This window comes from Allobosea sp. P1_A7 (genome assembly GCF_056406775.1).
Genome location: NZ_JBFTZN010000456.1, coordinates 1 through 2,928, shown reverse-complemented (window position 1 = coordinate 2,928; position 2,928 = coordinate 1). Strand labels below are relative to the sequence as shown.

Annotated in this window: 2 protein-coding genes; both read right to left on the bottom strand. The window is 66.8% G+C overall.

The genetic code is table 11. The features are described 5' to 3' along the window. Window positions 1-1,960 (bottom strand): aminopeptidase N (gene pepN / locus AC1D34_RS36140; protein WP_476826856.1); only part of this gene is annotated, 1,960 nt, incomplete at its 3' end. 78 nt (window positions 1,961-2,038) lie between these two features. After that, window positions 2,039-2,928 (bottom strand): cation transporter dimerization domain-containing protein (locus AC1D34_RS36135; protein ID WP_476826855.1); only part of this gene is annotated, 890 nt, incomplete at its 5' end.

The window sequence follows — 2,928 nt, the reverse complement described above, 5'->3', positions numbered from 1 at the left end:
CGCGGTGGGCCGCATGGATCCGGTCGGGATCGACATCCCGACCGATCTCGCGGGCGATATCGGCGGCGGCGGGCAGGCGCAGCACCTGGGCGGCAAAGGCAGGGTCGGCAAGCGCATGATCGCGCAGGAAGGCGTCGAGCGCTCCGGCGAGTTCCGTGGCCTTGTCGGCAAGCCCGGCGGCGCTGAGGGCTCCGCGCCCGGCGCTGGTCAACGCGCGCGTCGCGACCGTTTGGAGCGCTTGCCAGCGATTGAAGGAATCGCTGTCTGCAGAGAACAGGCGCAGCAGATCGGCATCGGCAAGATCGAGCTCCAGCCGCGCCGGGGCCGAAAAGCCGCGCAGCAAGGACGGGATCGGCGCCTCGTCCAGGCCCGTGAAGGTCACTGACAGCGACGGTTGGTCGAGCACGATGAGCCCGTCGCCCGCATAGGCATTCGAGTTGCTGTGGAGCGGCAGGTCGCCGGCCTTGCCGACGAGGCCGAGCGCGATCGGCAGCGCCACCGGCGCTTTCTGGGGCTGGCCGGGGGTCGGCGGCGTGCTCTGGGCGAGATCGAGCGTATAGCTCCTTGCGGCAGCATCGTAGCGGCCGGAGGCGACRATCGTTGGGGTGCCCGCCTGTTCGTACCAGCGCGCGAAATGGCTGAGATCCTGACCCGAGCTCTCGGCGAAACAGGCCAGGAATTCCTCGATCGTCGCAGCGGTGCCATCGCAGCGCTCGAAATAGAGATCCATGCCGCGCTTGAAGGCCTCGTCGCCGATCAGGACCTTGAGCATGCGGATCACCTCCGCGCCCTTCTCATAGACGGTCGGCGTGTAGAAGTTGTTGATTTCCTTGTAGGCGCGCGGCCTGACAGGGTGGGCGAGGGGCCCTGCATCCTCGGAGAACTGGGTTGCGCGCAGGGTCCGCACATCGGCGATGCGCTTCACCGGGCGGGAGCGCTCGTCGGAGGAGAATTCCTGGTCGCGGAAGACCGTGAGCCCTTCCTTCAGGCACAGCTGAAACCAGTCGCGGCAGGTGATCCGGTTGCCGGTCCAGTTGTGAAAATACTCGTGCGCGATGATCGCCTCGATGCTGGCATAGTCGCCATCGCTGGCGGTCTGCGGATCGGCCAGCACATATTTGTCGTTGAAGATGTTGAGGCCCTTGTTCTCCATCGCGCCCATGTTGAAATCCGACACGGCGACGACGTTGAACACATCGAGATCATAGTTCCGGCCGAAGACGCGTTCGTCCCAGCGCATGCAGCGCACCAGCGAGTCCAGCGCCCAGCCGGCGCGGCTGCTCTTGCCGGGCTCGACATAGACGGCGAGCTCGACCTTGCGGCCATCGGCGGTGACATAGTCCTCGCGGACATGGTCGAGCGTGCCGCCGACCAGGGCAAACAGATAGGCGGGCTTGGGATGGGGGTCGTGCCAGACCGCGAAATGCCGGTCGGTGCCGGCGACATCCCCGGTCGCGACCCGGTTGCCGTTCGAGAGCAGGACCGGAGCCTCGGCCTTCTTCGCCTCCAGGCGCACGGTGTAGACCGACATCACGTCGGGGCGGTCGAGGAAATAGGTGATCCGGCGGAAGCCATCCGCCTCGCACTGGGTGCAGTAGACGTTGGACGAGCGATAGAGCCCCATCAGCTTGGTATTGGCCGAGGGGTTCAGCACCGTCTCGATGGTGAGGGTGAAGCCGCGCTGCGGTGGCGCGAGCACGGTCAGTCCCTGCGGCGTGGCGCTGTAGGCCGCAGCATCCAGCGTGGTTCCATCGAGCTTGAGCGAGACCAGCGTCAGCTCGTCCCCGTCGAGGACCAGCGGCGATCCCAGCTGCCCGGCCGGATTCGGCCTGAGGCCAAGCTGGGCCCGCACCTTCGTTTCATGCGCATCGAGAACGAAGTCGAGATCGACCGTATCGATCAGCCAGTCGGAGGGACGATAATCCTCGAGACGGATCAGGGGGGTATCTTCGGCGCGCATGGACAACCCTGGCGAAAACGACATCTGAGCCTTGTCTGTAGCCCGAGCCCCCTTCCGCTGAAAGTCCGTGCGCGCTGATCAGGCAGGCTGGCGCAGATGCGCAGGCTCGGCATGGCTGACCAGCCGGCAGACCTGCGGGCGCGCGATCCGGACGGCGCGCTCGATCGCGTCGACCGCGGCATGGACCGCCGCGACGTCGAGCGCCGGATCGACACGGCAGTGATAATTCACCACGAGACCGTTCGGGGTCTGGCGCACGCGGACGCTGTGGATGTCGTGGATCGGGCCGTCGAGTCCCGCGGCCTCCTTGGCAAGCGCCTTGCCGATATCCTCCACCGCGTCCCATGCGGCATTGTGGCCCGGCGGCGTGCCGGTTTCCATGGGCTCGATATGGGTCTCGACCTCTGTCTCGCCGCCGAACTCGGCGCGGATCGCGGTCTCGAGCCGGGTCGCGATCTCATGCGCCTCGCCGAGCGGCAGCCGGGAATCGACCTCCATATCGAGGCTGACCGAGAGTCGGTCGCCGATGCTGTGCACGGTGACGTGGTGCACCGGGATCTTGAGCTTGAGCGCGATCAGCAGAACCCGCTCGAGCGCGGTCTCATCATCGACCTGGATCGGGTTGGCGGTGACGGTGATCTCGGCCCCTGGCTCGACCTCGCGCAACGCCAGCACGAGCGCGTCCTTGATGGCGACGACACGGTCGAGCGGGAGCGTCCGCGAGACGCGAATTCCGATCTCGCCATGGGTCTGGCCGCCCGAAGGCCGAACCTTCAGCCATTCCACGGCGACGACGCCGGGCACAGCCCCGGCTGCGGCGGTCAGGCGCTCGCTCAGCCCGGCGGGGGCAGCGTCGAGCAATGTATTGATCGTGCGGCGCCCGAGCTTGAAGGCGGAATAGGCCATGAAGGCTGCGATCGCGAAGGCGGCGATCGTGTCGGCCCGCCCAAAGCCGAACCAGGCGGCGA